The organism is Candidatus Saccharimonadales bacterium, from assembly GCA_035697325.1.
In the GTDB taxonomy this organism is placed as follows: Bacteria; Patescibacteriota; Saccharimonadia; order Saccharimonadales; family Saccharimonadaceae; genus JALRBM01.
This window is the reverse complement of sequence record DASSDB010000003.1, coordinates 1-5,698: the sequence shown is the minus strand read 5'-3', so window position 1 is coordinate 5,698 and position 5,698 is coordinate 1. Positions and strand designations below refer to the sequence as shown.

Here is a 5,698-nt window from a genome sequence, read left to right as displayed (position 1 = left end):
GTCAACCAAAGTGCGCGCAATAAAAAGTTGTGAGCCCTCGAGCTGCTTCGAAGAGGCATGGAGAGCGAAAATACCGAGAGGCTTCCCTCGCAGTCCGTGCTCACCCGCCGCTCGCACAGCTTCAAGTTTCGCCGCTTCTTCTTCATTTTCAAAAGGGAGCTGGTCGGCAATTCGCCATTCATTATATTTGATGAATCCTTCAACCGTACCCCCTAAACCCTGACGGCCGGCTATTGCACCGAGATAGCGCTCCGGGTGACGCTTCAATCGTTGCTGCTGGGCATCGACAAGCGGGGTGTTTTCAGGGTCAGCGACACGCCAAATTTCCGCAGGAGGTACTTTTGCTCGTGCAAGATCTTCGCCCGTGAACGCGAGCATCGCTTCAGCATTCTTTCGTGTCGGAAGAATCCTTCCAATTTTACGCAGTTCGCTCATCAGACCAAGTCCTTTCTGTATCTGAGGTTAATGGAAGAGGCAGAATATTAAAATCATGAAAACCCCACATCGTGCTTCCATATGCATCTCGTAGGCTCGCCGTCATCGTCGTTTTCTCACTTTCTACATCCGTGCGCATTGGCGACACTACCGGCTCAAGGCCCATGACTTCTCTATATATCGCATACCGTCTGGCATCTTCTGGGTCTAAGTGCGCAACCAGCTGGGCGTCACTGTCGTTGCGCTTAACGTACGGATTGTCTTTTAGCGCAGCATATGTGAGCATCGCATGTATTCGATGTGTTCGGTAAAAATCGCCCTCGTTATCTGCAAGGGTGTCTTCCACAACTTCCAAACTCCTATCGCCTAAGGGCGCAAGGACGATCGCGCCCATCTCCGTAAAGGCACTTTCAGTCTGACGATGCGCAACGTAGAGTTCGCGTCCTTCATCCAGAGCAATCTTTGAAACCACATCGACGCCTGAATCACTTCGCTCCTGAGTATTCCCAAAGCGTGCGATTCTTTTCCCGTATACTTCTGCCATAGTAATCCGATTATACATCTATCCTGTAATATTTTGTAATATTAAACAAAAAAGTCGCCGGACTGATATAATCCTTGGCGATATTCATTTCATAATTACAGGGACTCACGGAGGCGGAAACTATGGCGTTCCGCCTCCGACAGTCGTGAAGCTAGTTGACGGCTTTGCGACGTGCCGCGGCTGCGCGGTAGGTCGCAATAATCACGAACAGTGCGCCGATGCCGGCCATCGCGACCGCCCACGGCCCCTCGATGAGGTGGCGCACCAGGACGTAGAGTACGTACGTGAGGCCGACGCCCACTACTCCACCTATGAGGCTGAAAAAAGCGAACATCTGGGTCGATGCCGCCCCTCCGGCCTCGCCGGGGTACGACGCGGTGTATTTGGCGAAGAACCTGAAGGTAAGCGCCAAGCTCACAATGCCAGCAATACCGGCGACACTCATGGCAAAGTTCATGTCAGCTCCTATGTCGATGCTTCGGACTGTACATATATTATATCATAATACAGCTTTTCCTACAAGGTGACTAAGCCTTGGTTATGACTGAGTCGATAAGACCATATTTCTTAGCTTCTTCTGCGCCCATCCAAAAGTCACGCTCCATATCGAGTTCGATTTTTGATAGTTTTTGGCCGGTATTCTTCGCTAAAATTTCGTTGAGACGCCGCTTAAGGAAAAGGCCTTCGCGCAAAGTAATTTCTTGATCAGTAATTTTACCTTGAGTTCCGCTGGAGGGCTGGTGGATCATGATGCGACTATTTGGGAGGGCATAGCGCTTTCCTTTCGTACCGCTTGAAAGCAAGAAAGCTCCCATGCTTGCTTGGAGGCCGATACCGATCGTTTGCACGTCTGGTGTAATGTGTTGGATTGTGTCATAAATGGCAAGACCATCGTATACGACACCGCCAGGACTGTTGATATAAAGTTTTATATCCTTTTTTGGATCTTCATAGGCAAGATGAAGCAACTGAGCCACAACAAGATTGGCGGTATGCTCATTGACTTCTACTCCTAAAAAGATAATCCGCTCGTTTAGTAAACGGCTAAAGATATCAAAAGCACGCTCACCCTCGAACGTTTTTTCAATTACTGTTGGGACAAGATAACTGCTAGGCTTATTCATATATTCTAGTATACACAAAAACTAGCACTCAGGTAAAGAGAGTGCTAGTTTTTTCATTACTGCCTCTACAAGAGGACCAGGGTACTCGAGTATCCGTTAGAGGTCGTTTTCTCCTCGAGCCTAGGCATTAAGCTCAACAAGACGATCGACTGTTTTTTCGGTCAGAAGACGGTTAGCAATATCACGCCGAGCTTCCGGTGTATCAAACTGCTCTACCATTTTTGGATTGTTGGCATAGCGTTCTTTGTACTGGGCAACGTGCACGTCGAGCTCTTTTGTACTTGCTTCGATTTTCTCAACTTTACTTAACTCTGCAAGCATCAAGCCGGCCTGGACGCGCTTTTTCGCGCTTTCTTTTACCTCAGAGTCAAGCCATTTTTCTTTACTTTCGAACCCTTGGTTTTGAAGATACTGATCGAGATTCAGACCCTGATACATGAGATTTTGGGTCATATCGCGTTCGATTGACTGCATTTGGTCTTGGAGCAGCACCTCTGGAACAGGAATTTTGCTTGACTCGATCAGCTCGTTAACGAGTTCGTCTTTGAGCTTTTCACCAGCTTCACGCTCTTTTTGATCTGTCAGCTCACGTTTAATGTCTGCCTTTAGTTCATCAACACTAGTAAACGGACCCGCTTTCGCTGCAAACTCATCGTTTACCTCAGGAAGTGCAATTTCGTGAACTGAATTTAAGGTGGTCGTAAATACTACTTTGGCGCCCTTAAGATCGGGCGCATGGTAATCTTTAGGAAATTCAAGGGACAGATCGAATGTTTCACCTGGTTTTTTACCGACAATACCTTCTTCGAATCCGGGAATGAAGGTATTGGTGCCAAGCGTAAGCTTGTAGTCTTTGGCTGTGCCCCCATCAAACGCAACCCCGTCCTTTTTACCAACAAAATCGATAGTCACTTCGTCGCCATTTTTAGCAGCACGCTTGACTTCTTTTTTCTCGGAAAAGCCCGAACGCATACGCTCGATGATTTCATTGATATCTTTGGCGGCAACGGTTATTTTGCCTTTTTTAGCTTTTAATTTCTTGTAGTCACCGAGGGTAACTTTAGGAAGGATCTCGGTTTCTGCCGTAAATTCCAGTTCTTGGCTAGGCACAAACTTTTTGACCGCTACTTCAGGGCGATCAAGCGCCTGGAGTCCTTCATTTACGTACGCTTCGGCAACCGCTTTAGAGAGTGCGTCTTCAAGCGTTTGTTGCGCCAAAGCCTCAGGATCAACATGCTTTGCGGCGACTGTCGCGGGTACATTCCCTTTGCGAAAACCAGGAACTTTAATGTTTTTTGCAAGCTTTGTCAGTGCTACCTGACCGGCAGCATCGAGTTCAGGCTTACCAAGGTTGATAGTAAGCTCAACCTTTGTATCTGATAGGTGTTTAACTGTTGTCTTCATACTCGGCCTACTATAACAGATTACATTCGGAGAGTCCAAGGGTGGAAGGCCGGAAAGTACGTGTCCGGCCAGCACGTGTATCTTTTACTCCACGACGGTAGCGTAGAGTGCGACGATATGGGCGTAGTATGGGTGGGCTCGGTCCGCATTTTCGTGGTGAAGAACGATGTGTGGCATATTCATCGTCCACGTCACGTTGGTTTTGACGACGCGAGCCTGTGTTCCTGCGTGGTCCCTGGAGCCTTTGCCATACACGACCATCACCCCTGGCTCGATCTTTTTGTCGTACAGCATCTCACCAATCTGGAGCTCCACTTCATGACGAAGATCCGTCAGCGTCGTACCCTTCTCCACGATCATGCCAAGGCTTCGGGCAACATCCGCCAGAGCCTTGTACTGGTGTAGTCCTCCGCCTGTTGCCGGCCTGTTCTTCTGCTGAGCGCGAAGCTTCGCTCGTGTGATAGCTTCGCGCAGCTGGATGCCATTCAACCCCGTTGCGTCGATGTCGAGCTCAGCGGCTTGCCGCAGCTCATCCTCGTTCGGCCAGTACACGTAAATCTCTCCTTAGCCATTGTTTCTAAGAGATACTTTCGTATTCTAGCTTATTCAAATAAGTCGTCAAGGTCGTCTTCGTGCTTGAGCCGGCGATCTTTTACCACACTTACAATACGCTCAAAACTCAGCGTCTGCTCTTCGGCTTTTGCCGTATCTTTAAAAGGATATATCTCTTTTTTAAGCTCCTCATTACCAACGAACACCATAAAAGGAATGTCCTTTTTAATCGCGGTCTTTAGTTGCTTGTCGAGCTTACGGCCCGTGATGTCGACTTCGGTATTAACGCCCTCTTCACGCAGACTATCGGCCAGTTTCATGGCGCCCTCGCGGGCATCACCCAGGACAATCACGTACACCTCAGTCGTTGATGGTAGCTTCGGCAGCAAATCATGTGTTTTTAAGAAGAGTTCGGTCATGGTTGCGCCAGGGGCAAAGCCAACGGCAGAAATAGGCTCGGCACCAAATAGACCCACAAGGCCGTCGTAGCGCCCTCCACCGAACATCGCCCGACGGTTATCAGGGTGTGTATCAAAGAATTCAAAAACGGTACCTGTGTAATAATCAAAGCCACGCATAAGAGTAATGTCGAAGATAACGTTTCCGATCCCCGCCCTTTCGAGTTCCGTAAAAAGCTCCCTTACGGCTCGAACTTCATCCGTATCCCGGATTGATTCGGGCAGTTCTGCCATGCTTTTTGCCGAAAGAAGTGCCGCAATCTTTGCTAAGCCCTTAGGGGCAGCTGCATCGCCGAAGATATCAATCGCTTGATCTCTGAAATCTTCGTGACTGATTTTTTCTTTACGATCGAACAGACGTATCATCATCTGCGACTGAACCGCATCGAGCTCAAGATATTCCGTCATCATGTGGTTAATAAGTTGGCGGTTATTAAGGCGAATGATAAACATGTCCTCCGTTGCCCCGAAGCTTTTCATCATGCGCCACCCCATTGTAATAACTTCTGCTTCAGCTAAAACGCCTTCTGCGCCAAAGATATCAGCGTTCAATTGCCAAAACTCTCGCTCGCGGCCACGTTGCGGGCGCTCGTAGCGCATAAAATTGGCGATTGAAAAGAGGCGCGCCGGATAAGCCATCTCCTGGCGGCGAGCTGCTACCATACGAGAAATAGAAGGTGTCATTTCAGGACGGATCGCCACCGTTCGGTCACCTCTATCAGTAAACGTATAGGTCTGTTCGCCCGCAAGCTCTTCGCCTGATTTTGCCGTATAAACCTCGAGCGGCTCCAAAGTAGGTGCACCATACTCTTCATAGCCATAACGCTCAACGATTTTCTTCCACTGAGAGAAGATGTAGTTTTGTGCCCGCTTATCAGCTGGGTAGTAATCGCGCGTGCCTTTATATGGCGCAGAAGATAATGTGCTCATAGGGGTTATTGTTGCATTTTTTGCTGTTGTTTGCAAGCGTAAGGGATTTTTCATTAGTGCTCCTTTATATTTATAGATTGCAATCAAAAACGCCGAAACAGCCGGCGTTTTTATCTATTATTAGCAATAACGAACTATCCGGCGCGTCTCGGCGACATATGCGTATGTTGGATAGTTGTTGTCGTAATCATAATAAAAGTATATCAAAGATAGGACGTATCTCGGCATCTCCCTTTTGTAAAAGAGATGCC

Annotated in this window: 7 protein-coding genes; all 7 read right to left on the bottom strand. The window is 48.3% G+C overall.

From position 1 onward, the window contains the following. Nucleotides 1–435 (bottom strand): hypothetical protein (locus tag VFH06_03720; GenBank protein ID HET6747187.1); only part of this gene is annotated, 435 nt, incomplete at its 3' end. Further along, nucleotides 419–979 (bottom strand): hypothetical protein, encoded by a 561-nt coding sequence (locus VFH06_03715; GenBank protein ID HET6747186.1) that lies wholly within the window; start codon nt 977–979, stop codon nt 419–421. The genes VFH06_03720 and VFH06_03715, both read right to left, overlap by 17 nt. 151 nt (nt 980–1,130) lie before the next feature. Then, the gene (locus tag VFH06_03710) at nt 1,131–1,436 is read right to left on the bottom strand and encodes a hypothetical protein (protein ID HET6747185.1); all 306 of its coding nucleotides are present in this window, start codon (nt 1,434–1,436) and stop codon (nt 1,131–1,133) included. Between the two features lie 70 nt (nt 1,437–1,506). After that, nucleotides 1,507–2,103: an ATP-dependent Clp protease proteolytic subunit gene (locus VFH06_03705; GenBank protein HET6747184.1), complete on the bottom strand. Its 597-nt coding sequence runs from the start codon at nt 2,101–2,103 to the stop codon at nt 1,507–1,509. A 120-nt stretch (nt 2,104–2,223) separates the two neighbouring features. Then, on the bottom strand, nt 2,224–3,507 hold the full coding sequence (tig, locus tag VFH06_03700; GenBank protein HET6747183.1) for a trigger factor: 1,284 nt from the start codon (nt 3,505–3,507) through the stop codon (nt 2,224–2,226). Between the two features lie 84 nt (nt 3,508–3,591). Continuing rightward, entirely contained in the window at nt 3,592–4,059 is a 468-nt protein-coding gene (locus tag VFH06_03695; GenBank protein HET6747182.1) for a hypothetical protein, read from the bottom strand. Between the two features lie 50 nt (nt 4,060–4,109). Beyond that, nucleotides 4,110–5,501 (bottom strand): histidine--tRNA ligase, encoded by a 1,392-nt coding sequence (gene hisS, locus VFH06_03690; protein HET6747181.1) that lies wholly within the window; start codon nt 5,499–5,501, stop codon nt 4,110–4,112. Nucleotides 5,502–5,698 lie beyond the last annotated feature (197 nt).

Excerpts from the sequence above, each read along its gene's own strand:
- VFH06_03705 (HET6747184.1), bottom strand. The coding sequence starts at position 2,103 with ATGAATAAGCCTAGCAGTTATCTTGTCCCAACAGTAATTGAAAAAACG.
- tig (HET6747183.1), bottom strand. The coding sequence starts at position 3,507 with ATGAAGACAACAGTTAAACACCTATCAGATACAAAGGTTGAGCTTACT.
- hisS (HET6747181.1), bottom strand. The coding sequence starts at position 5,501 with ATGAAAAATCCCTTACGCTTGCAAACAACAGCAAAAAATGCAACAATA.
- VFH06_03710 (HET6747185.1), bottom strand. The coding sequence starts at position 1,436 with ATGAACTTTGCCATGAGTGTCGCCGGTATTGCTGGCATTGTGAGCTTG.
- VFH06_03715 (HET6747186.1), bottom strand. The coding sequence starts at position 979 with ATGGCAGAAGTATACGGGAAAAGAATCGCACGCTTTGGGAATACTCAG.